19 protein-coding genes are annotated in these 22,639 nt (G+C 61.9%); 14 read left to right on the plus strand and 5 right to left on the minus strand.

The annotated features are described in order from the left end of the window. Positions 1–75: 75 nt before the first annotated feature. The gene (locus CRD60_RS02045) at positions 76–1,107 is read right to left on the minus strand and encodes a bile acid:sodium symporter family protein (protein ID WP_113859670.1); all 1,032 of its coding nucleotides are present in this window, start codon (positions 1,105–1,107) and stop codon (positions 76–78) included. A gap of 199 nt (positions 1,108–1,306) precedes the next feature. Here CRD60_RS02045 and CRD60_RS02050 point away from each other — a divergent pair, with 199 nt between their 5' ends. From CRD60_RS02050 to CRD60_RS02070, 5 genes are all read left to right on the plus strand, one after another. Continuing rightward, complete coding sequence (locus tag CRD60_RS02050; protein ID WP_113859671.1) at positions 1,307–1,762, plus strand: tripartite tricarboxylate transporter TctB family protein; 456 nt, start codon at positions 1,307–1,309, stop codon at positions 1,760–1,762. 186 nt (positions 1,763–1,948) lie between these two features. Further along, on the plus strand, positions 1,949–3,184 hold the full coding sequence (gene glgA, locus CRD60_RS02055; RefSeq protein ID WP_113859672.1) for a glycogen synthase: 1,236 nt from the start codon (positions 1,949–1,951) through the stop codon (positions 3,182–3,184). 55 nt (positions 3,185–3,239) lie between these two features. Then, the gene (locus CRD60_RS02060; RefSeq protein ID WP_113859673.1) at positions 3,240–4,160 is read left to right on the plus strand and encodes an ABC transporter ATP-binding protein; all 921 of its coding nucleotides are present in this window, start codon (positions 3,240–3,242) and stop codon (positions 4,158–4,160) included. After that, complete coding sequence (locus CRD60_RS02065; RefSeq protein ID WP_113859674.1) at positions 4,160–5,215, plus strand: tRNA (adenine-N1)-methyltransferase; 1,056 nt, start codon at positions 4,160–4,162, stop codon at positions 5,213–5,215. The genes CRD60_RS02060 and CRD60_RS02065 overlap by 1 nt, the downstream gene beginning before the upstream one ends. An 84-nt stretch (positions 5,216–5,299) precedes the next feature. Continuing rightward, positions 5,300–5,857 (plus strand): SixA phosphatase family protein, encoded by a 558-nt coding sequence (locus CRD60_RS02070; protein WP_113859675.1) that lies wholly within the window; start codon positions 5,300–5,302, stop codon positions 5,855–5,857. Between the two features lie 155 nt (positions 5,858–6,012). On the opposite strand, the gene CRD60_RS02075 is transcribed toward CRD60_RS02070, so the two are convergent. Both CRD60_RS02075 and CRD60_RS08765 read right to left on the minus strand, forming a co-directional pair. After that, the gene (locus CRD60_RS02075) at positions 6,013–7,422 is read right to left on the minus strand and encodes a MucBP domain-containing protein (RefSeq protein ID WP_161522169.1); all 1,410 of its coding nucleotides are present in this window, start codon (positions 7,420–7,422) and stop codon (positions 6,013–6,015) included. Further along, entirely contained in the window at positions 7,377–8,243 is an 867-nt protein-coding gene (locus CRD60_RS08765) for a hypothetical protein (RefSeq protein ID WP_161522170.1), read from the minus strand. Before CRD60_RS08765 ends, CRD60_RS02075 begins: the two co-directional genes overlap by 46 nt. 506 nt (positions 8,244–8,749) lie before the next feature. Here CRD60_RS08765 and metE point away from each other — a divergent pair. Both metE and metF read left to right on the plus strand, forming a co-directional pair. Next, entirely contained in the window at positions 8,750–11,044 is a 2,295-nt protein-coding gene (gene metE / locus CRD60_RS02085) for a 5-methyltetrahydropteroyltriglutamate--homocysteine S-methyltransferase (protein WP_113859678.1), read from the plus strand. Between the two features lie 3 nt (positions 11,045–11,047). Then, positions 11,048–11,935: a methylenetetrahydrofolate reductase [NAD(P)H] gene (gene metF, locus CRD60_RS02090; RefSeq protein WP_113859679.1), complete on the plus strand. Its 888-nt coding sequence runs from the start codon at positions 11,048–11,050 to the stop codon at positions 11,933–11,935. A 111-nt stretch (positions 11,936–12,046) separates the two neighbouring features. Here metF and CRD60_RS02095 read toward each other — a convergent pair whose 3' ends face one another. Continuing rightward, complete coding sequence (locus CRD60_RS02095) at positions 12,047–12,472, minus strand: hypothetical protein (RefSeq protein WP_113859680.1); 426 nt, start codon at positions 12,470–12,472, stop codon at positions 12,047–12,049. Positions 12,473–12,630: 158 nt separating this feature from the next. After that, the gene (locus tag CRD60_RS02100; protein WP_113859681.1) at positions 12,631–12,951 is read right to left on the minus strand and encodes a hypothetical protein; all 321 of its coding nucleotides are present in this window, start codon (positions 12,949–12,951) and stop codon (positions 12,631–12,633) included. A 190-nt stretch (positions 12,952–13,141) separates the two neighbouring features. Here CRD60_RS02100 and CRD60_RS02105 point away from each other — a divergent pair, with 190 nt between their 5' ends. From CRD60_RS02105 to CRD60_RS02135, 7 genes are all read left to right on the plus strand, one after another. Next, positions 13,142–16,276: a bifunctional [glutamine synthetase] adenylyltransferase/[glutamine synthetase]-adenylyl-L-tyrosine phosphorylase gene (locus tag CRD60_RS02105; protein ID WP_113859682.1), complete on the plus strand. Its 3,135-nt coding sequence runs from the start codon at positions 13,142–13,144 to the stop codon at positions 16,274–16,276. Positions 16,277–16,588: 312 nt separating this feature from the next. After that, positions 16,589–17,569: an aspartate carbamoyltransferase gene (gene pyrB, locus CRD60_RS02110; protein WP_113859947.1), complete on the plus strand. Its 981-nt coding sequence runs from the start codon at positions 16,589–16,591 to the stop codon at positions 17,567–17,569. Beyond that, a complete protein-coding gene (locus CRD60_RS02115; protein WP_113859683.1) occupies positions 17,569–17,988 on the plus strand; it encodes an aspartate carbamoyltransferase regulatory subunit in 420 nt (139 codons plus the stop codon). Before pyrB ends, CRD60_RS02115 begins: the two co-directional genes overlap by 1 nt. 88 nt (positions 17,989–18,076) lie before the next feature. Further along, positions 18,077–19,618 (plus strand): dihydroorotase, encoded by a 1,542-nt coding sequence (locus CRD60_RS02120; RefSeq protein WP_113859684.1) that lies wholly within the window; start codon positions 18,077–18,079, stop codon positions 19,616–19,618. A 33-nt stretch (positions 19,619–19,651) separates the two neighbouring features. Beyond that, the gene (gene pyrF / locus CRD60_RS02125; protein ID WP_113859685.1) at positions 19,652–20,638 is read left to right on the plus strand and encodes an orotidine-5'-phosphate decarboxylase; all 987 of its coding nucleotides are present in this window, start codon (positions 19,652–19,654) and stop codon (positions 20,636–20,638) included. Between the two features lie 78 nt (positions 20,639–20,716). Next, on the plus strand, positions 20,717–21,448 hold the full coding sequence (gene pyrE, locus CRD60_RS02130; RefSeq protein ID WP_113859686.1) for an orotate phosphoribosyltransferase: 732 nt from the start codon (positions 20,717–20,719) through the stop codon (positions 21,446–21,448). Positions 21,449–21,592: 144 nt separating this feature from the next. Beyond that, the gene (locus CRD60_RS02135; RefSeq protein ID WP_113859687.1) at positions 21,593–22,618 is read left to right on the plus strand and encodes a DsbA family protein; all 1,026 of its coding nucleotides are present in this window, start codon (positions 21,593–21,595) and stop codon (positions 22,616–22,618) included. Positions 22,619–22,639: the final 21 nt, after the last annotated feature.

The following is a 22,639-nucleotide window of genomic DNA, read 5'->3' on the forward strand; positions in this document are numbered from 1 at the left end:
TGGTTGGGGGGTGGGCGGGGGGGGGGCGGGCGGGGAGGGGGGTGGGGAGGGGGTGTGTGTTGGTGGGGGGGGAGGTCAGGCGGTTGCGGGGGTGGGGATGGGTTGCTTGGCTGAACCCTTTTCGCCGTTGTCGCTGTGGGCGGCGATGCCGTGCTTGTCATCGTGCTGGCGCCACCAGTCGGCCAGGAGGGAGCCGGAGATGTTGTGCCAGACCGAGAAGAAGGTGGAGGGGATGGCAACAACCGGGTTGGCGGCGAAGGCCTGGAGGGCCAGGGTGGCACCCAGTCCGGAGTCCTGCATGCCGACCTCGAAGGTAATGGCCTTCTGCTGGGCGTAGCGGAAGCCCTTGGGGTAGATCCGGTACATGAGCTTGCTGAATCCGAAGCCCAGACTGAAGCCGCAGAGGTTGTGGAGCATGACCACCGGCAGGACCAGGGCGGTCTCGGCGGAGAAGAGCTTGGCGTGGTTGACCGCTACGACCACACCGATGATGACCAGGATGCAGATCTGCGAGACTGCCGGCAGGGCCACGGTGACCTTCTTGACCTTGTCCTTGAAGATGGCGTGGACGGCCAGGCCCAGGCAGACGGGGATCAGTACGACCTCCAGGGCGGTCAGGAAGAGCTTCTGCGTAGGGATGGTGACGTACTGGCTGGCCAGGGTGGACATGAGGAAGGGGATCATGATGGGGGCCAGGAGGGTGGAGACCAGACCGATGGAGACATCAAGGGCCACATCGCCGCGTGCCAGGTAGGACATGACGTTGGAGGAAGTGCCCGAAGGGCAGCAGCCCACCAGGATCACACCCACGGCCACCACCCCGTCCAGGCGGAAGACCCAGCACAGGAGCACGGCCAGCAGGGGCATGATGATGTAGTGGGCCACGGTGCCGACAATCACCATCAGGGGCATCTTGACGATCCGCTTGAAGTCCTCGATATCCAGGGTCAGCCCCATGCCGAAGAGAATGATGCTGAGGAAGTAGTTTGTGTAGCTTTTGGCCCAGATACTGATGGAGGGAAGGAAGAAATTGGCCATGGCCCATACCACTACGACCAGGATGAACCATTTCGTCAGCCAGTTGCCGAATTTCTCCACGGTTTTCATTGCATTCCCTCTTTCGCGCACTCAGTTGGGGTATTGACACAAGATAGAAGATGGAGAAGGCCTGTCCAGCTCCCTGACCGAATGGTGGACATAGCTCATGGGGAACTTGCGAAACTCGGCACGAATGCCGGCCCTTGGACGGTCCCACCATTACACTGGACACAGCATTATTCGCATTGGTTCCGAGAAAGGGAGCGTTATGGTAAACCGTGCTGAACGCAGGGCGCAGGCAAAGCGCGGGAGCAAGGGTGTTCCGTCACAATATGATCAGACCCAGGGGAGGGCCCGGTCCGGCATGGTGGACGAGTACAGCCTCCAGGAACGCTCCCGACGGCTCGAAGAACACGCCAAGGGCGAGTGGAAGCCGTCCTCCAGCACCATTGATGCCAAACTGACCCTGGATGACATCAACAGCTATAACCCCGAGCGTGTCCATAAGCACCGCAGCCTGCGGCAGTGGCTCAGGCTCTTCAGCTGGATTCTCATCAGCCTCTCGGCCATTGCCTTCATTGTCGTCATGTGGCTTCCCAAGCACCCCATCTGGCTGGTCATCACGGTCTCGGCAGTGTTCGCGGTGGGAGTCCTCGGTATCCTCCTGTTCGCAGGTGGGGCCAAGGACAATCCCAATCTTGACGAGTATGGGACGGCCATCTAGGCAACCAGCCCGCTTCGGCTTGTCGACCCCCATCAGCAGCAGCTTACGAGCGACTTCTGGTGGGGGTTTTATATCTGTGCCAGCTTCGACGGGCGACCTGCGACCTCAGCTGTTTTCATTTGCGGCCCTTTGGCCCTATCATGTGGATATAGGCATGGTTGACAGCCAGAAACAAGGATGTGTCAAATGAAGGTAGATGTGCTTACCCGGGAATACCCGCCCCATGTATATGGTGGCGCTGGTGTCCATGTCAAGGAGCTCTCCCAGGTGCTGGCAGAGAGGCTTGACGTGACCGTCAGGGCCTTCGACGGGTTGCGCGCCCCCCATGACATTCCACCCATACCCGGAGGCATGCCCCGGGGCAGTCTCAGTGTTGTTGGCTATGACCCAACGCCCGACCTGTCCACGGCCAATCCTGCCATGAAGACCTTTGGCGTCGACCTGCAGATGGCCTCTGATGTCTCCGGTGACCTGGTCCATGCCCACACCTGGTACGCCTGCCTGGCCGGCTGCCTGGCCCAGGAGCTCCATGAGATACCCCTGGTCGTCACAGCCCATAGCCTTGAGCCCTTTCGGCCATGGAAGCGCGAACAGTTGGGTGGGGGCTACAATCTCAGCTCCTGGGCCGAACGCGAGGCCTTTGAGCATGCGGACCGGATCATCGCCGTCTCCAACGGCATGCGCAAGGACATTCTGGCCGCCTACCCGCAGGTGGACCCGCGCAAGGTCGTGGTGATTCATAACGGCATCAGCCTGGGGGATTTCCGGACCCCGGCCTCGGACGACCTTGGCTGGCAGGTCTTCGACCGCTACCATATCGACCGGTCCCTGCCCACCCTGCTCTTTGTGGGCCGCATCACAAGACAGAAGGGATTGCCATACTTACTCAAGGCCCTCCACCAGGTGGAGCCCGGCATACAGGTGGTCCTGTGCGCCGGAGCCCCGGACACCCCTGAGATTCTGGCCGAGGTCAAGGCCGAGGTCGAGGAGCTCAACCAGGAACGCGGCCATGTGATCTGGATTGACGAGATGCTGCCCAAGGCCGAGCTCAATGCTTTGGAGCACGGTTGTGACGCCTTCGTCTGTCCCAGCATCTACGAGCCCCTGGGCATCGTCAATCTGGAGGCAATGGCCTGTGGGTTGCCGGTGGTGGCCAGTGCGACCGGTGGCATACCCGAGGTGGTCCTTGACGGCCAGACCGGCTATCTGGTATCCATTGACCAGGTCCATGACGGCACCGGCACACCCACCAAGCCTGAGGAGTTCGTGCAAGGCCTGGCCCAGGCCATCAACCGGGTCATGTCCGACCCCGACAAGGCCAGGGCTATGGGCCTGGCTGGCTATGAGCGGGCCCGGGACCACTTCAGCTGGGAGACCATAGCCGATCAGACCGTGGACCTCTACGGGAGCCTGCTGGGCTGAGTGTTCTGAAAGGCCACTGTCTGTGCTGATGCCTGCCTGGTGTCATAATGAGGGTATGAGAGCACAAGTCACCCCATCCGATTCGCCTGTCCACGAGGGCAGAGGGCCAGCGGCAGCCCTGGAACTCAAGCAGGTGGAATTCCGGCGGTCGGGTCGGGTCATCCTTCAGGATGTGAACCTACGGGTCATGCCGGGCGAGCGCTGGGTCCTCTTCGGCCCCAACGGCATCGGCAAATCCACCCTGGTGCAGATGATGAGCAGCCGTGGCTTCCCCTCCAGCGGCAGTGTCGATATATTGGGCAACCGTCTGGGCAAGGTGGACGTCTTCTCATATCGACATCGGATTGGTTTGAGCTCGGCCGAACTTTCCCGGTCCTTCCCCTACGATGAGGACCCCCTGGACGCCATCGTCACGGCTCTGACCGCCACCACAGGGCGTTGGCGGGACTCGTACACGGCCGAAGACTATGGCAAGGCCAGGTCCCTCATGCGGCAGTTCGGCATCCAATACCTGGAAGGCAGGGAGTTTTTCCGCCTGTCGGAAGGCGAAAGGACCCGGGTGCTGATCTGCAGGGCCCTGATGGCTGATCCGGACCTTCTGATTCTTGACGAACCCACCACAGGTTTGGACCTTGGCGGTCGGGAGCTGGCCCTCCAGGCTTTGAGCTCCATCGCCGGGCAGCGGGACCAGCGGGCTGTGGTCCTGGTGACCCACCGCTTGGAGGAGATTCCCCGGGGCTTCAACAAGGTCGCCATCATGGGTCGGATTCAGGGCGATGAAGCCAGCGCTCGCAGAGACGACCTGAGCGGACGTGACCCGCAGCCTGGAACCATCACCTACCAGGGAGGGCTGCGCGGCGGCTTTACTGGGAAGCGGCTCACGCAGATCTTCGGCCTGCCCATGCTGGTGACTGAGGACCGTGGCCGTTGGAGCGCCATCGCCGACTATCAAGATACCAGCAGGGAAGGGCAGTGATGAGCCTGAGACGAGGACCGCTGCAGGCGGGAGAGAAGGTGCAGTTCACCGACCGCAAGGGCAAGCGAATCAGCGACCAGCTACAGGTGGCTGGTTCTACCCAGACCGAGCACGGTCTGATCCTCCATGATGATGTGATCGGGCGACCCCAGGGAAGTCTGGTTACGACGGTTCGGGCCAAGCGGGAAGATCAGCTGGACCCAGACCACCCTGAGCGCAACGCCGGCAAGCCCTGGAAGGCCACCAGGGCCATTGGGGGCTGGCAGTACGCCGTCATGCGCCCGCGTATGGCCGACTATGTCCTTTCCATGCCCAGGGGTGCCCAGATCATGTACCCCAAGGACATCGCCAGGGTCATCCAGCTCGGCGACATCCGCAAGGGCATGCGGGTGCTGGAGTCCGGTGCCGGATCTGGGGCCATGAGCCTGAACCTCCTTGATGCGGTTGGCGACCAGGGGGAGCTGACCACCATTGAGATGCGGCCTGAGTTCGCCAAGGTGGCCGAGGCCAACGCCACCCTGTATTACGGGGGTTTCCCGGACTGGTGGAAGGTCCTTACCGGTGACTTCGACTCGGTCGCCGCCGGTCTGGAGGAGGCCTACTATGACCGGATCGTCTTGGACATGCTGGACCCCTGGAACCGACTGGACCAGGCCTATCGGGTCCTGTCGCCGGGCGGGGTCCTGACCGCTTATGTGACCACCAGCACCCAGCTCAGCCGTCTGGCCGAGGCCCTGCGACATGCCGAGGTCTGGACTGAGCCAGACATCAGCGAATGCCTGGAGAGAGATTGGAAGGCCCAAGGCCTGGCCGTCCGCCCCGACCACCAGATGATCGGGCACACTGGCTTCCTGCTGACCACCCGATCCATGGCCCCAGGCTTCCAGGCCCTACGCAAGCGGGACCGGGCCAGCAAGGACACGGCCACGGACATAGACTCCCTGACCCCGCAGGAGCGGGCAGAGCAACTGGAAAGCTTGGAGCTGCGGGACATTTCGGACAGAAAACTCCGCAAGGTGCTCAGGGACCTGGACGCCCAGGTGCAAGCCCTCTAAGGCCAAGCCGGCAGTCGGTAGCGAGACAAGGCTGGCGGCAGGCAGAGCGGCTGCTTGCAGGTAGACTGATAGAAGGAGGCTTCCATGGGTGTCAATATCAAGAAGGTTGCCAAGAAGGCGGGCGGGTACCAGTACCTGCTCATGGTCATGCGCCATGCCAAAACCAAACAGTCCAGTCCGGACGGAGACTTTGCCCGGCCACTGACCGACAAGGGCGATAAGCAGGCCAAGAAGATGGCCAAGGGATTGGTCAAGGTCGACTTGGTGCCTGACAGGATCGCGGCCTCGAGCGCCCAGCGGGCCCAGGAGACCCTGGAGATCATGCTCAAATACCTGGGTGACCAGCCCAAGGTCGACTCCCACAAGAGCCTCTACGAAGACGGCGTGCAAGCAATCTGGGACCAGCTGGCCCAGTCCAAGGACAAGACCCACAGGCTCATGGTGCTCGGGCATGAGCCGACCCTGTCTGTGACCTGCCAGTGGCTGGCTTCTCCGGCATCCGACCCCGGTCTCCTTGACCTGCTGAATGTGGGTCTTTCTCCGGCGTCCATCGCCATATTCGGCGCCAACAAGCCATTGAAGGACTGGTGTACACACGAGGCCGATCTCCTGGCCTTCATCAGGCCCAAGGACCTGGACTGAGTGGTATCCATCACTTGGCCTGATTGACCAAGGCTGAGGAACTCGGAGCCGACAAGCCCGCTGAATACGACCATCCCCATGACCGATTTGAGATGAGTCCGGTCACGGGGATGGTTCTGCTGTTCTGTCTTGTGGGCTAGGACTTGCTTGGAGTCTTACCCCTTACTGGCTTTGCGTCTGACCCGGAGCAGTCCTAGGGCCAAGCAGGCGCAAGCCAGGCCAGCCACCAGGCAGTCCAGCACCGGAGCACCTGTGTGGGCGAGATGAGCCGGAGTCATCTGCCCTTGAGCGTCCTGGTCAGTCATGACATCAAGAGGTCGTTGTGGATCGGGGTCGCTGGGTGCTTCCCCGTCGGCTGAAGGCCTGGAAGCAGGGTTGTTGCTCTGGTCGCCGTTGTTGGGATTACAGCTTGCGCTGTTGCTGTTGGATCCGTTGGACCCGTTGGAACCATTGCTGTCAGTGGACTCCTTGGACTTGTCTTTGGAGTTGGAGGTGGGGCTGGAGTCATTCGAATTGGCACCGTTCGAGTTGTCCGGCGTCGATGGTTGCTGATCGGCAGGAGTGATCTTCTTCTGGTAGACATACATGACCGTTTGCGCCTGGTCGGTGAAGCTGCCCTTGGTTTGCCCCTTGCTGTCGATCAGGACCCAGCCCTGAATGCTGCGCGGCTTGGTCTCATAGGCGGTGCCGATAGGGCCCGTCAGTATGCTGTCAACCTCCGGTGCCTTGCCTTGCTCGTCCTGGTAGTGGATGGTGATGGCGCCTCCCATGGCCCGTTGATAGATGAAGGAGACCGCGTGGCTGCTGCCGTCCAGGTGACCTTTGCTATCGCCTTCGGTCCTTACCCACTCCCAACCCTTGATGGCGATGGGTTCGAGGTCATAGCCGTCACCGTAGTTACCGCTGATGATCGAATCGTCGGCCAGCTTCTGGTTCTTGTCTCCCAGATAATGGACGGTGACGTTCTGGCCTGCCGCCTTGCGGTAGATCATGGTGACCTCCTGAGCGCTTCCGGTCAGGCTTCCCGACTCATCACCCACTGCGTGGTCGAAGGTCCATCCCTGTATTGAGAGGTGTGTGGCTTGGAAGTGGTCTCCCCATCTTCCGCCCTGACCCAGGGTCAGGGCATCCGTTAGCTTGTGCCCCTGCTGGTCCTGGTAGTGGACCGTGACCGGGGCTCCCACCGCCCTCTGGTAGACCGGATTCAGGTCCTGCTTCCGGTCGGTCACAGTCCCCGAGCTTGGGCCGCTGACGAATTCCCAGCCTGCCACGGGAGCCGTGGTGTCAATGGCTTTGACATCACCCAGGTTGCCGTTGACGCTGGTGTCTGTGACCGCATGGCCACTCTCGTCCGTGATGTTCGCACCGTGCTGGTCAACATAGTGGATGGTAACGGCTTGGCCGGCTGTTCGTGTGTAGGTGTAGATGATGGTCTGCGGCTTGTCGGAGTAAGAACCGTGGACCGGGGCGCTGCTGGGGTTTCTTCCCTTCGCCGGCGCGGAGAGGCTGAAGGGAATGATCAGGTAGTGGGTGCACTGGGAGGGAACGGCCTTCCATTGCCCCACGCGGGTGGGGCCGGGGATTGCTGGGGGTGGGTGACGTTCTTGAGGGTGAAGGTGCCCTTGGCTTTGTCGCGGGTGTAATCGGTGCCCGCGTTGAAGTAGGACCAGAGACTGATGACGCTGTCGGGAGACAGGAGGTTCTTGGTCTTGTCCAGCAACTCCTTGATGGCCAACCATGTGGTCTGTTGCTCGTATGGGTAGACGGTGTCCAGGTCCTCGCCATGGGCAAGCTTCATCAGTGACTTGTAATCGACTGTCACCGTGGGATTGGCAGGGTCGACATAGACTGGATCGGTTTCGATGAATCGAAAACCGAAATTGCCATTGATGCCGGTCAGCTTGGGATTGGTGATGCCTGACAGGTCGGCGATGCAGTTGTAGACCAGGTTGGCTGATTGAATGTTCGGGCCATTGAGGATTTCCAGCAGTGGCGTGATGTCCTTGATCCGCCCACCGTGTATGGTGAGTTTTTCCAGCTTGGTGAGTCCCTGGATTGGGGTCACGTCGACGATGTCCGAATGTATGTAGAGGTCATGACCGTCCACCTTGAAGGGGGGATTGAGGTTGAGCTCCATGCTGAGGTCCAGCTTGGTTACATTGCTGGCGTATTGGATTTTCTCCAAGGAATATTGGGCAACGCCGGTGTTGGTCTGTGCGAGCAGGGGGTGCGATTCCCCTTCGGGGTGGTCGGGGGTATACACCACGTTACTGATGTAAGTCAGAGTCTTGAGATTGTCCTTGGTGACATCGGCCAGGTAATGGTTGGGGGTGGTGGATGCCTGTGGATATTGGTCCAGATAGTTGGCCTTCAGGTTGGCCAGCATCAGTTTCGGAAGCGTTTGTTGGGCATCCAGGAATCCAGGTCATCGGAGCCGCTTCTCTGGAGCTCGGCTGTAGGATTTGCTTGCCCGAACTCCTGAGCTTGGGCCATTGCTGATTCGGGTAAGGCCATGCAGGTAAGCATGGCTAGGGTCACGGTGATTCCCAATATGGCGTGGTGCCATGGTATATGCTTATACGGCATGATGCTCATCCCCCATCAATAATTCATGATCACCGCCCGCTGAGGTCAGAACACTGATGGGTGAGTCCCCAACTGCGGCGACTGTCATCCTGCCCTCGGAACATGCCTTGCGCATGACAATCCGAAAACAGTCGGTACCTGTATAGCAAAAGCCTGGAATTCCAACGACTATACGTTTCTATTCCTACTGTCAACAGCAGGTATATAAGTCTGATTTATGACGACACCTTAAATTGGCTAATGCATCTATGAGGACCCGAAGTTGGTAGGCTGAACCCACTACTTCACATCGACATCGGAGGACGCATGGCTGCTCTTACTTCTGTTTCCGGATTCCCTCGCATGGGCCAGAACCGTGAGCTGAAAAAGGCCATCGAGGCCTATTGGAAGGGCAAGGCAAGCCTGGATGACTTGCGCCGGCAGGGAAAGAAGCTTCGTGCCCGCCACTGGAGGCTTCAGCAGGAGGCCGGCATAGACCTGATCCCCTCCAATGACTTCAGCTACTATGACCAGGTGCTGGACACCGCCATCCTCCTCAATGTCATTCCCCAGCGTTACCAGCGGCTCTCCCTGGCCAATCCGGAGGACACCCTCTTCGCCATGGCCCGTGGCTACCAGGGGGAGAAGGGCGACACCACTGCCCTGCCCATGAAGAAGTGGTTCACCACCAACTACCACTACCTGGTGCCCGAGATCGACCCGGCCACGCGGATCAGACTCAACTCCAGCAAGCCCTTCGATGAATTCCAGGAGGCCAAGGAGTTGGGGATCATCACCAAGCCGGTGCTGGTAGGTCCCTACACCTTCCTTAAACTGGCCAGAGACTCCCAAGCCAGGGAGATCAAACTGGATGCCGGACTCGTTGATGCCGTGGCGGCCGTATACGCCCAGGTCATCGAACGCTTCGCCGACCTGGAGGCCCTGTGGATCCAGCTTGACGAGCCCTATCTGGTCCTGGATAAGGAGACCGGCGATGCCGAGCTCTTCAAGGCCCTCTATTCACGGATCCTGCCGGCCCGCAGGGGGAGGATCAAGGTCCTGCTCAACAGTTACTTCGGGCACATGGGCGACATCTACGAGACAGTCAATCTCCTGGGCTTCGACGGTCTGGGGTTGGACCTGGTCGAGGGGCGCGATGAGAACCTGGCAGCCGTCAACAGCTATGGTGTGGCCGAAGGCACCACCATCTTCGCCGGCCTGGTCAATGGGCGCAACATCTGGCGCAACGACTATGCGGTCACCCTTGGCCTGGTCGATGCCCTCAGGCAGAAGACCGACCGCCTGGCCATCTCCACCGCCTCCTCCCTCCTGCATGTGCCCTTCTCCACCCAAGGCGAGGATGGGCTGGCCGAAGAGGTCCGACGGCATTTCGCCTTCGCCGTGGAGAAGCTAGGCGAGCTTCATGACATCGCCCAACTGGCAGCAGGGCAGGGGCTTGATGCCCTGAAGACCAACCAGACCCTCTTCAACGGCAGCAGGGTGGTCCCTGACCAGTCCGTGGCGGACCGTATCGCCTCCCTGTCGGATGCCGACCTGGTCCGGCAACCCGCACGGGCCCAGCGTCAGGCCCTCCAAAGGAAGGCCTTGGGCCTGCCCCTACTGCCGACCACCACCATCGGTTCCTTCCCCCAAACCAAGGAGGTGCGTGCCGAACGTGCCCGCCTACGCAGGGGGGAGATTGACCAGGTGTCCTATGACAAGTTCATACGGGGACAGATCGACCAGGTCATCGCCAAGCAGGAGGAACTTGGCCTGGACGTTCTGGTCCACGGAGAATTCGAGCGCAACGACATGGTCGAGTACTTCGGCCAGAGGCTCAGGGGCTTCCTCTTCACCAAGAACGCCTGGGTTCAGTCCTATGGAACCCGCTGCGTCAAGCCACCCATTGTCTGGGGTGACGTATCGCGGGCCCAACCCATCACGGTGGAATGGAGCTCCTACGCCCAGAGCCGCACCCAGCGGATCATGAAGGGGATGCTGACCGGGCCGGTTACCATTCTCAACTGGTCCTGGCCCCGGGAGGACGTCAGCAACCAGATCCAAACCACACAGTTGGCCCTGGCCATCCGCGACGAGGTGCTGGACCTGGAACGGGCTGGTATCAAGGTCATCCAGATCGACGAGGCGGCCCTGCGCGAGAAGCTTCCCCTACGCAAGTCCGACTGGCACAAGGACTATCTGGACTGGGCCATTCCCGCCTTCCGTCTGGTCCACTCGGCTGTCCAACCCACCACGCAGATCCACACCCATATGTGCTATTCGGAGTTTAATGACATCATTCGGGACATTGATGCCATGGATGCCGATGTGATCTCCTTCGAGGCCTCCCGTGGAGACCTGGTGGTGCTGGATGCCATCCACGACGCCCACTTCGAGACCGAGGCTGGGCCTGGGGTCTACGACATCCATTCCCCCCGCATCCCCAGCCAGGCTGAGATTGAGGAGCGCATCGGGCAGATTCTGGACAAGATGGATGTCTCCAAGGTCTGGATCAACCCAGACTGTGGCCTGAAGACCCGTGGCAACGAGGAGACCTGGCCCTCCCTGGCCAACATGGTCCAAGCCACACTGGCGGTCCGGGCCCGCCTGGAAGCGAGGTAGACCATGCATAACCCCATCTTCTCCCTTGAGGTCTTTCCCCCAAAGCGCGACGCTCCCGTTGGTACCATCTACGACACACTGGATGGGCTCAGCGGCCTCATGCCGGACTTCATCTCCGTGACTTATGGCACCGGCAAGAGCGCGGACAGGACGGCGACCGCCCGGATATCCAACACCATTCGTAAGGACTATGGTCTGCCCGCCGTAGCCCACCTGACTGCCCAGTACATAGACAAGGCCCAGGCCGATGAGGCCCTGAACATGTTCGAGCAGGCCGGAGTCAGCGCGGTGCTACCCCTGCGCGGTGACCCGGTTCCGGGCCGTGAGCCGGCCGGCGTCTTCGACTATGCCAGCGACCTGATCTCCTACATCAAGCAGACCAGGCCCCAGATGACCATCTTCGCGGCCTGCTACCCGGAGTGCCACCCCCAGGCCGAGAATCTGGACCAGGACATCCTCTTCCTCAAGAAGAAGGTGGACAGTGGGGCCAGCCATCTGATTTCCCAGCTCTTCTACGACAATGAGGATTTCTACCGCTTCCTGGATAAGGCCAGGGCGGCCGGTATAGACGTTCCCATTGAGGCGGGCATCATGCCCGTCACCAATGAGGGCCAGGTCCGGCGCATGGTCAAAAGCTGCGCCTCACGGGTTCCCGAGCGGTTGGAGACCATGCTGGAACGCTGGGGGAGTGACTCGGCCGTACTCAAGGAGGCGGGAATCGTCTACGCCTCTGACCAGGTGGCCGACCTGGTGGCCCATGGGGTCGATGGGATTCATCTCTACAGCATGAACAAGGCGGCCGTCACCAGGCGCATCTGGGAGAACGTCGGTGACCTCTTCGAGGACGAGGACAGCACGGTTAGTGACAAGGACCTAGCAAACCAAGCCTGAAGTGCCCTGGCATCCGTTAAAATCGCTTAGGGGTGGCCCACTAGCATTCGTGGCGGGCCACCCCTAAGCATGCAGCGGCTTGTGGACTGCGGCCGGAAACCACTGCGCTTCCTAGTGAACTCTGGGATTACTCTTTCTGTGAGTCGGATTTCGTTTCCACCTGCTTGCGGTGGGCCTGCTCGGCGGGCCGGTCGTGGGCCTTTCTGGCGGCAGGTCCCCCTGGGCTTGTCTGGCCCTTCCTTGACCAGCCTCGCTGTCGGGTCTGAGGAAGGCAATCCTATTGAGCAGTAAACGGTGGACCGGCGGAATCTTGGCCAGACCCAGCCCGAGAACCAGGCAGATGATGATGACCCAGGATCCTAGATCCTTGCCGCTGAGTATCAGCACAATCATGAGCCCTGCGGCCAGAATTCCCAAGAGCTGCTGGGCCTTGTTCTGTTGTTCGGTCATCATGGAGGTCTTCAGTGGCAGTCCCCCGAATACAGCCCCTATGACGAGGCCGACCAGACCCGTCGCGACCACAATGATGATGTCCATTAACGACACTGTTTCCTCTTTTCCGTCGGGACTCATGCTCGGGATGGTGCCTCTTGCCGACTGCTTTCACAAGGCCCCGCATGGGTCGTCCCTGCAGGCGGTATCCCAGCTACCAAGATACCTGAACTGGCCAGACAGAACCCGTCCCCTGAAATAGGTCAGCCCTGGACCCCTTGGGTCTGCTGCATGTACATAGTCCTGTCGATGAGTCTCCTCTGCTTGGTCAGGTTACCGTACTGCTGGGGGTCGATCGTGGACCTGGCATCTTCCTGACCATTCAAGACACCTGCGATCTCGGCGATGATCTGTTCGTAGCTGGTTTGGTCGCTGCGGTGTATGCCCGTCACAGGGCCTTGCCGGAGCACCACGATCCTGTCGCATAGGGCGAAGACATTCGGGAGGTCATGGCAGATCACCAGCACCGACCGTCCCTCCGAACGCACCCACTTGATGTGGGTGAGGACATCCGCCGTCTGCATGACCGACAGTGATGCGGGGGTTCGTCGAGCAGTATGGATATGCAAACACCTGACCAAAGTATGCCGGAGTCATCATTGCTGTATTGGCAGATCTGATGGCTCGTTTCTTATAGGTTTCCATAGAAAGATGGCATTGTCGTTGTTGATCGAATATGGGCGACGGTCCCTGTACAGCATGTAGATTGGTGCTATGAACACTCTCCAAGAGCTCGGTCTGCGGACCATTGACCTGATTCATGCGGGTCTGACCGAACTGGATGCGGCCGCGGGCCTGTTGGGCGGCCTGGTGGATATGGGCATGGACAAGGGCTGCGTGGCCCAGCTCCTGCAGCTCCTGAACCATGCCTGCGACGCGGATGCGGCCCTGAGGAACCTGTCGGGCATGGTGACCAGCCAGGAGGACTGCTCACCCCTGCTGACCAGGCTTTGGAGTGATGAGGCTGCCCAACGGCGACTGATTGCGGTGCTGGGCGCCTCCGACGCCCTGGGCAAGACCATGCGCTACCGTCCCGACCTGGTGGAGGCGGCCGCTTTTGATGACTGTGGCAGTGCCGACTTCGATAAGCGCCAACGCCTGGACCACATGGCCAAGGCCTTGGGGCTGAACAGTGGGCACTTGGGGGAGGGGGAGCCAAGCCTTGCGCCCCTGGCCCTGGAGGACCCGGCCCAAGCGGTGACCCGCATGCGCCAGGCCTACCGGCGGCAACTGGCGGCCATCATGGCCAAGGACCTGTGCGCGGCCAATCCCATGGAGATCCAGCCCGTCATCAGCAGTTCCCTGTCCGACCTGGCCGATGCCAGCCTCGAGGCGGCCCTGGCCATTGCCCGGGCCCAAGTCGAGGGGAGTGAGCGCTGCCGTTTCACCATCATAGGCATGGGCAAGCTGGGTGCCCACGAGCTCAATTATGTCTCCGATGTGGACCTGATCTATGTGGTCGAACCTGCCGATGACCACACCTCCATGGCTCAGCTGACGGCGGTTGGGTCCAGGCTGGCCGGCAGTCTGCAGAAAATCTGCCAGTCGGCCATGCCGGGGGTGGCCGAAGCCCCCCTCTGGCAGATCGACACGGGTCTGCGGCCCGAAGGCAAGGATGGCCCCCTGGTCCGCCGGCTTGAGGCCCATGAACTCTATTACCAGCAGTGGGCCCAAAGCTGGGAGTTCCAGGCGCTGCTGAAGGCGCGGCCTGTGGCCGGCGACGCGGCCTTGGGCCAGGCCTATCTACAGATGACCCAGCCCCTGGTCTGGCAGGCCTCCCAAAGGGAGAACTTCGTCAATGACTGCCAGGCCATGCGTAAGCGGGTCGAGGACCTGATCCCCACCGCCAACAAGGAGCGGGAGATCAAGCTGGGCCGCGGTGGCCTGCGTGACGTGGAGTTCACGGTCCAGATGCTCCAGCTGGTCCATGGCAGGTCCGATGAGACCCTGCGGGCCCGCTCCACCCTCCAGGCCTTGGACGCCCTGGCGGAAGGTGGGTACATATCGCGCAACCAGGCTACGCTCCTCTCCAAGGATTACCGCTTTGAGCGGGTCCTGGAACACCGGCAGCAGATCTGGCAGATGAGACGGACCCACCTCTTCCCCGACATCCATGGGGTCAATAGCGGTCAGGTCGACGCCAAACCCTTTGACCAGAGCCTGGTCAAGGAGGCCCTGGACCAGAACCGGGACCTGCGGCGCCTGGCCAAGGCCTTCAGGCTCAGGCCTGTGGACCTCTATGAGCTCTATGACAAGACCCGCAAGGAGGTTCGCCGCCTCCATATGGACATCTACTACCGGCCCATGCTGCCCATCAACGCCCAACCCGGCAACGACCGCATCGTCCTGAGCGCCCAGGCCACCCGTGATCGCTTCGCCTCCATTGGCTTCGCCGATGTGGATGCGGCCATGCGGCATGTGGGCGCCTTGACCGAGGGGGTCTCGCGGGCCAGCAAGATCAACCGTTTCCTCCTGCCGGCCGTCCTCCAATGGTTGGGCGAGGGGCAGAACCCAGACATGGGCCTGCTCTACTGGCGCAAACTGGAGGAGCACTTCGGCAAGGGCAGCCCCTACCTGGGTTTCCTCCGGGATTCACCCATGGCCGCCAAACGTCTGTGTCATGTCCTGTCCAACTCCAGGGTCCTGGGGGACGCCCTGAACAAGTCCGTCGAATCCATCACCTGGCTGGGCAGCGATAAGCTGCTGACCGCCCGCAGTAGGTCCAGCCTGGACACCCAATGCCAGGCCACCATGGAACGCTACGCTGGCAACACCAAGGAGTTCGCCGATTCCCTCCGGGCCATGAGGCGGCAGGAGATAGAACGCATCGGCTTGTCCTGGCTCAATTCCACCCTGGATGGCAAGGGCTGCCTGACCGGTATGACCGACGTCTACGATGCCATCATCGAAGCGACCCTGGAATTCGCCATACAACACCAATGCCAGGTCATGGACCTGCAAAGCCCCCCTGCGGCCATCTGCCTGATCGCCATGGGCCGCTATGGCGGGCACGAGATCAACTTCTCCTCGGACGCGGACCTCATGGCCTTCTACCGGCCGGAGGGAACCTTCGGGATGCAGGGGCAGGCCGGGCCCTTCGCCCTGGCCGTCATCGACGAACTACGGGCCATCCTGCAGGGACCAATCAGCCTGGAGGCCAAGATCGAACTGGACTTCGACCTGCGCCCCGAAGGCAAGAACGGGCCCCTGGTCAGATCCTACGAGTCAGCCAGGGAATACTACGGGTCCTGGTCGCAGACCTGGGAGCATCAGGCCCTCCTGCGGGCCCGCTATGCGGCGGGGGACCGGCAGCTGGCCGAGGATTTTCTGACCCATATAGCCGACCCCCTGCGCTACCCAGCCCAGCCTCCCAGTGAGGAGGAGATGAACGAGACCCGCAAGCTCAAAGCCCGGATGGAGGCCGAGCGGCTGCCCAGGGGCGTCCACCGTGAGCGTCACCTGAAACTGGGCAAGGGTGGACTGTCCGATGTGGAATGGACCGTGCAGCTCCTGCAATTGCAGGAGGCCGGCCAGCACCCGGAACTCAGGGTCCATTCGACCCTCCAGGCCCTGGACCGGCTCAAGGCCCTGGGTGTCCTATCTGCGCAGGACGCCAAGGTGCTCAGGGAGACCTGGATCATCTGCACGGATGCCCGCAACGGCAACTACCTCTGGAACGGCAGGGTGGCCCAGGCCGACATCATCCCCGACGACCTGGACGCCCTGGGCGGCATGGCCGTATGCCAGGGCTACCCGGCCAACCGGGGGCAGTACTACGAAAATGACCTGCTTGCCCTCATGAGGCAGTGCCGGGAGGTTATGGAGCGGATCTTCTACCAGCTGGATTGAGGCCCAGCCTGGCAAGGCGGCGAGCGCTGGCGACTGCCAGGGGAAGCTAGGCGGACTATTGGACGTCAGTGGCCACGTGCCGGGTTGGTCTGTGTCGGCAGGCGCTCGCAGGCTTGCCCTTGTCGGCCAATGGTCGTATTGTTGGCGAGGTCACGAGATGACCACCTTGACGCTCCGCCTCCATTCGGCGGACCAGAGTAGAAAGGTGGACCGGTGTCGGCACAGACATTCCTGGTCAATCAAGCAATTCCCCAATCCCCGCATTCCCCATCCGGGACTCTGGCTGATTCATCCAGGCAACCTCCCCTGTCCATGATCGGCAGGAGCCTGGTCACCCTGGACGACCTGTCCACTGGTCAGATTCAGGAATTGTTGGATAAGGCGCACTATATTGATGGACATCGTGGTGAGGTGGCCGACAGCTGCAAGGGCAGACTGTTGGCCACTTTGTTTTATGAGCCCTCCACCCGGACCCGGCTCAGCTTCGAGACGGCCATGCTCCGCCTGGGCGGACAGGTGATCGGCTTCGCCGGTGCCCAGCAGTCCTCGGTCTCCAAGGGCGAATCCATCAGCGACACGGTCAAGACCGTCTCCAACTATGCCGACATCATCGCCATCCGCCACCCCAAGGAGGGTGCGGCCCTGGTGGCCTCCCGTGCGGCAGGGGTCCCCGTCATCAATGCCGGGGACGGTGGCCACATGCACCCCACCCAGACCCTGGCCGACCTGGCCACCATCACATCAAGATTCGGTCGGCTGACTGGCTTGACCGTCGGCCTGTGCGGCGACCTGACCTTCGGCCGTACGGTCCACTCACTGATCGAGACCCTCTGCCGGTTCGGTGGCGTCAACTTCGTGCTCATCAGCCCCGAGGAGCTGAAGACCCCCCAGTACGTGATTGATTGCATCAAGGAATCGCCCAGCTGCTCCTATACGGAGGTCAAGGATCTGACCCAGGTGATCGGCGACCTGGACGTGCTCTACATGACCCGGGTCCAGAAGGAACGCTTCTTCAACGAGGACGACTACCTGCGTCTGCGCGACAGCTATATCCTTGATGCCGGCAAGCTGGCCCTGGCCAAGAGGACCATGGCGGTCCTCCACCCCCTACCCAGGGTCAACGAGATAGCCGTGGAGGTCGATGCCGACCCCAGGGCGGCCTACTTTGAGCAGGTGAGGAACGGCATGCTGGTGCGGATGGCCCTGGAGAGCTCCCTGCTTGGGGTGGAGCTGCCAGGCTATGAGTCCGTGGGTGCGGCAGGTATGAAGCAGGAGCAGGAGGTCAAGGACTGATGGAAGTAACCAGCGTCACCAACGGGATCATCATCGACCATGTGCCGGCAGGAACGGCTCTGAAGGTCCTCTCCTATCTGCGCATTGATCCCACGGCCAACCGCCTGGCCCTGATCATGAACACCAGCAGCCAACGCTACGGGAGCAAGGACATCATCAAGATCGAGGGCGACCGGAACATCGACCTGGCGGCCCTGGGCTTCCTGGCCAGGCAGGCCAGCGTCTGCATCGTGCGGGGCGGGCGCATCGTCGAGAAGGTCAAGCCGCCCCTGCCCGAGCACCTGGTCAATGTGATCGCCTGCAAGAAACCCCGCTGTGTGACCGGTAGCGAGCCCGGCATAGACCAGGCCTTCCACCTGGCCCACAGCGACCGGCAGGAGTACCGTTGCGACTATTGCGACGAGGAAGCCGAACTCTGACAGCGGGCGGAACCGCTCAAGCCGACCACACAAGAATCCATAGGGAGCCATGGGGTTTCCCGCAGCTGGCGCGAAGACAAGGTGAAGCATGGTGAGACTGGAGAACATAAGCCTCTGGACCGGGGGTGAGACCATTGACCTGGTCATTCCCGATGGACCTAAGCCCTTGGGTGATGGTGGGCCAGAGGCCCAAGGCCGGGTCGATGCCCGTGGCCTGACCCTGGCGCCCGGTCTGGCCGACCCCCATGTTCACTTCCGTGACCCCGGCCAGTGCGACAAGGAGACCATGGTCAGCGGCTGTGCGGCTGCGGCCTCAGGCGGGTATACGGACCTGCTGATCATGCCCAACACCAGACCGGCCGTGGATGGCAGACCCCTGAAGGAACTGGCCGCTTCGGGTGGGGACCTTGCCGCCATTGCCGGCCAACTCATGGAACAGGGGGCCGATTCGGTCATCGACTACCTGCGGGGCTACGAGGACCTCCATGGGGTCCGTCTGCCCTCTCGCTACAAGCTCAGTGTCTGCGCCTCCATGGGCCGTGAGGGCCTTGAGGCCGTAGATCCAGACCTGTGGCGGCGCTTCATGCCGGGAGCCGGCAAGGACAGTCTGTCGGGCCACCCTGTGGTAGCCATCTCCGACGACGGGTCCGCCGTGCCCTCGGCCATTCTTGACCGGGTCCTTGAGGTGGCCCAGGAGACCGGGCTGCCCCTGGTCGAACACTGCGAGCACCACGATTCTGGCGTGGTCAATGCGGGGCCGGTCAGCCGGGAGCTGGGCCTGCCGGGTATTGCGGAGGACACCGAGCTGGCCATTGTGGCCAGGGACATCGAGGCGGCCCAAGGAACCGGTGTGCACATCCACTTCCAGCATGTGAGCACGGCAGGCTCCTTCGCCCATATCCGCAAGGCCAAAGCCCAAGGGCTGCCCATCAGCTGCGAGACCGCCCCCCACTACCTGGCCCTGTGCGACGAGGACCTGCTACGCTACGGCAGTCTGGCCAAGATGAACCCGCCCCTGCGATCCGAGGCGGACCGGCAGGCCACCCTTGAGGCCGTGGCCGATGGCACGGTCGACATGCTGGCCACGGACCACGCCCCCCATAGCAGTGGTGAGAAGTCGGTCGGACTGGCTCAAGCCCCCAACGGCATCATCGGTTTGGAAAGCGCCTACGGGGTCTGCCACCAGGCCCTGGTGGACTCCGGCCTGATCGGCGAGCGCCGGCTGATCGAACTCATGTCCCTGGCCCCCATGCGGCTCATGAGTGGCCAGGCGACCGACATAGCCGGCCTCGTGGACACCTACGGCAGCTATGAGGGCTCTACCCGGCCAGGCCCGGCAGGAGCGGACATGGCCAAGGGCATCCCCGATACCCCTCAGGGGGACTCTTCCGGTGGCGTGGGGGAATTCGGGGCACGACGGGTTCTGGACCTGGGCCAAGTGCCTGATTCGCAGGGGGTGGCCCTGACGATTCTGGACAATAAGCAGAGCTGGACCATCGACCCGCAGGCCTTCCATTCCAAGGCGAGAAACACACCATTCGGAGGCTGGCAGGTGACCGGCAGACCCCTGGCCACCATCATCGGCAGCCGGTTGACCTTCAATCGCCTACCCCAGTCCCGGTGCAGGTAGACAACGACCATACCCAAGAGGAAAGGAACACCCATGGACCGACTCATTGAGGCCATCGCGGCCAAGGAGAACCCAAGCGTCATCGGGCTCGACCCCCGGCCGGAGCTCATCCCTGAGCAGCTGCTCATGGATGAGGGGCAGAGCCAACCATCTCCAGTCCTCTACGCCGCCCAGCTGGCCAGTGCTTATTATTCCTTCAACAAGGCCATCATCGACGCTGTGGTCGACCTGGTGCCGGCGGTCAAACCGCAGATCGCCATGTATGAGGCCCTGGGGCCGCTGGGCATGGACGTCTACGTGCTGACCTGCCGCTACGCCCAGGAGCAGGGTCTGCAGGTCATCGGTGACATCAAGCGGGGCGATATCGGCTCCACGGCTGCCGCCTATGCCAAGCATCTGACCGGCAGCAATGTCGTCAGGGGCCAGGAGCCGCTCAGTGGCGATGAGCTTGATAATTGCGCTTGGGGGCCGGGTCTCTGGTATGAGGATGCGATCACGGTCAACCCCTACCTGGGCAGTGATGGCATCAGACCATTTGCCCAGGCCGCAGAAGAGGGCGACAAGGACATCTTCGTGCTGGTGCGCACCTCCAATGCCGGTGAGCTGCAGGAGCTTGAGCTGGCCCAGGGAGGCCGGGCCTTTGAGGCGGTGGGAGACATGGTTGAGGATTGGGGCAGTGAGAGCATAGGGGAGCATGGCTACTCCAGGGTGGGGGCCGTGGTGGGAGCCACCCACCCCAGCGAGGGGGCGGCGCTCAGAGCACGGATGCCTCATAGCTTCTTCCTGGTGCCCGGCTACGGGGCCCAGGGAGGCAAGGCCGCCGATGTCGCCGGCATGTTCGACGCCCAAGGCTCTGGTGCCATCGTCAACTCCTCCCGGGGTGTGATTGGCGCCTGGCGGCAAGACCCCAACTACCAGGAGGACATGGGCCATGAGGAGACCCTGGACCTGGTGGGACGCAACGCCAGGCGGGCCGCCATGGCCATGCGCGACGACCTGAGGGCTGCCCTGCGGGCATGACAGCGCAGGCATGACAGCCATGACTGTTCCGTAAGGCCGCCAAACAAGCAAGGAAACGATACAAGGAAGGAAGAGACCATGGAGCAAGACTCCACACAGCAGATCAAGGACCGGAGAACCAGGGGGCTCGACCAGCGCTTCACTGAATTCCTCCTGCAATCAGGAGCCCTGAAATTCGGCGATTTCACCCTCAAGTCAGGCAGGCGCTCGCCCTACTACATCAATTCAGGAGCCTTCGACGACGGCAGGAAGATTGCCACTCTGGGTGCCTTCTATGCCGAGAAGATCGTCCAATCCATGGACCAGGGGGCCCTGCCCGAGGCGATCGACAGCATCTTCGGGCCCAGCTACAAGGGCGTCCCCCTGGCCGTCGCCTCCTCCATAGCCCTGGCATCCATGCATGGCATGAATGTTGGCTACACCTTCGACCGCAAGCAGCCCAAGGACCACGGCGATGGCGGCATGATCATCGGCCGTCAGCTGGAGGACGGCATGAAGGTCCTCCTGGTCGACGATGTCATGACCGCAGGCACCGCCGTTCACGAGGTCATGCCCAAGATCAGGGCCGCGGCCGATGTCGAGGTCGTGGGCATGGTCATCTCCGTGGACCGGATGGAGAAACCCGATGGCTTCGACAAGCCAGCCATCGAGTCAATCCAGGAGGAGTTCGGATTCCCTGTCCTGGCCATCGCCAACGTGCGTGAGATCTTCGCCGCAGCCGAAATCATCAAGGATGCCGCCGGCAACTCCCTCCTCACCGAAGACCTCAAGGTCCGGGCAACTGCCTACCTGGAGGCCTACGGGGCCTGATGTCCAACTGCCGTGTTGACAGCCGCGGCCGATTCCAGAGCCTATGGGTAGACTGGTGGTCACGGATGGGGTTTGGCCACTGACCACGATGGATGGTGAGTCTGGAATAACAGGCGGACCGGCAGGCCGCCAGGAGGAGGACCCATGGCTTTGGCGGATGAATCTGGCAATAGGCAATCACCGGCTGACATCAGGCCGCAGGACCCGGCTCAGCAGGGGCGGGGACAGGCGCCGCTGCCGGACGCGCCTGAGTGCAGAGCATCCTTCAGGGTGCAGCCCCGGGCCCTGATGCTGATCCTGTCCGTGGTCATTGTTCTGGCCCTGGTTCTTGGCGCCCTCTTCTATGCCTTCGGCTCCTCCAGGAACAATGCCGCAAGGCCGACCTCAGGGCCGTCCGCGACAGCGAAACCCGGTCCCGCCCCAGCTGCTCCCAAGCCGCTGGACAACGAGGCCTACCGGGCCCTCCAGGCGGTGCAGGTCCGACCCGACAAGGCCGATGCCCAGGGAGGCTTCATCGTTGGCAGGCAGGGCGTGGGCAAGCCTACGGCCAAGGTCCCCACCATCGACATCTACATGGACTTTCTCTGCCCGCCCTGTGGCCAGCTTCATCAAATCCTGGACCCGACCCTGATGGCTCTGGTGGATGCGGGACAAGCCAATGTCGGCATCCACTTCATGTCCTTTCTGGACAGTCACAGGCCTGACCAGTACTCCAGCAGGACCGCCAGCATGGCCGCGACCGTAGCCCAGGAGGCGCCGGACTGTTTCCTGCCCCTGGTCGAAGCCCTCTATGCCAAGGACTTCCAGCCCTCAGAGGAGAGCCAGGACCCCATATCCAACGAGACCCTGGCCCAGGTGGCTCTCAAGGTCGGCGTGCCCCAGGAGGTGGCTGACCATGCCGTCCAGGGCCAGTACCTGGACTGGGTCCAGAAGCTGACCGACTACACCAAGACCCGTCCCGACCTGGAACATCCCAGCGGCCAATTCAAGGGGCAGATGACCACCCCGACCCTCATCATCAACAACAGCTACTTTCCGGTAGGTGAGCTTGGGAGCAACAGTGATGGCAAGAGCGCCCTGTGCAAGGCCATAGGTCTTCAACCAGCCAAACTGGGGGACCCGTCAGCACAACCAAGCATTGGAGCCGACAGAACATTCTTCCCCCTCTGACCGGACGGTAGGAAGGCGCCT

Origin of the sequence: Bifidobacterium aemilianum (assembly GCF_003315635.1) — a bacterium.
GTDB classification, from domain to species: Bacteria; Actinomycetota; Actinomycetes; order Actinomycetales; family Bifidobacteriaceae; genus Bifidobacterium; species Bifidobacterium aemilianum.